The sequence below is a fragment of the Rhizobacter sp. P3_B12 genome, assembly GCF_056402895.1.
On the sequence record NZ_JBFUGN010001409.1, the window covers coordinates 1 to 1,187 of the forward strand.

General features: G+C 74.8%; 1 protein-coding gene. It reads right to left on the reverse strand.

What is annotated here, in order from left to right:
• Nucleotides 1-1,187, reverse strand: a 1,187-nt coding sequence (locus AC1D01_RS35665; protein ID WP_477874389.1) for an acyltransferase domain-containing protein, incomplete at both ends; no start/stop codon positions are given.

Here is a 1,187-nt window from a genome sequence, read left to right on the forward strand (position 1 = left end):
CGGCAGGGCCGTTCGCCAACTCGGCCTGCACGACGGCCTCGGGCGCGAACACCGCCGCCATCGCACCGTCGGCCGGCAGCTCGTGCGTCAGCCGGCCGCGTTCGATCACGCACCGGATGCCGTCTTCGAGCGACAGCATGCCCGACACGCAGGCGGCCGCGTATTCGCCGAGGCTGTGCCCGAGCAGCGCGACCGGCTCGATGCCCCACGACCGCCACAGCGCGGCCAGCGACACCTCGATCGCGAAGTTGACCGGCTGCGCCCACACCGTCTCGTTGATCGGCGAATGGCCGCCGGCCGGCGTGAAGATCACGTCGAGCAGCGGCCGCGGCAGCAGCGGCGCCGCGGCGGCGTTGCAGGCGTCCATCGCGGCACGGAACACCGGCGCGCTGTCGTACAGCGCGCGGCCCATGCCGGCGTACTGCCCGCCCTGCCCGGTGAACAGGAAGGCGACCTGCGGCCGCGCCGCGCCTTCGAGCGTGCCGCGCGCGATGGCGGGGTCGTCGCTGCCGGCGAGGAAGCCGGCCAGGCCGGCGCGCAGCTCGTCGACGCTCGCCCCGGTGAGTGCGACGCGGTGCGAGAAATGCGAGCGGCCGGTGTTCGCGCTGAAGCACAGGTCGGCCGCCTCGACGCTCTCATCGAGTTGCAGCAGCCGCGCCTCGTGGCGGCGCGCCAGGTCGAGCAACGCCGCCTCGTCGCGCGCCGACAGCACCAGCAGGTGGGCCGGCCGCAGCGGGCCGGCCGGCGGGGCCGCCAGCGATGGCAGCGGGGCGGCTTCCAGGATCACGTGCGCATTGGTGCCGCTGAAGCCGAACGAGCTGACGCCGGCGAGCCGGCGGCCGTCGATCTCCGGCCAGTCGGTCGCCTGCGTCGGCACCTGCACCGGCCAGTTCCAGTCGATGTGCGGGTTGCCCTGCGTGAAGTGCAGGTGCGGCGGGATCTGCGCGCGCTGCAGCGACAGCACCACCTTGATCACGCCGGCCAGCCCCGCCGCGGCCTCCAGGTGGCCGATGTTGGTCTTGACCGAGCCGACGCGCAGCGGCTGCGCCGGATCGCGCCCGCTGCCGAGCACGGCCGACAGCGCCCCGAGTTCGATCGGGTCGCCCAGCKGCGTGCCGGTGCCGTGCGCCTCGACATAGCCGATCTGCCGCGCCTCGACCCGGGCCGCGGCGAGCGCGGCGCGGATC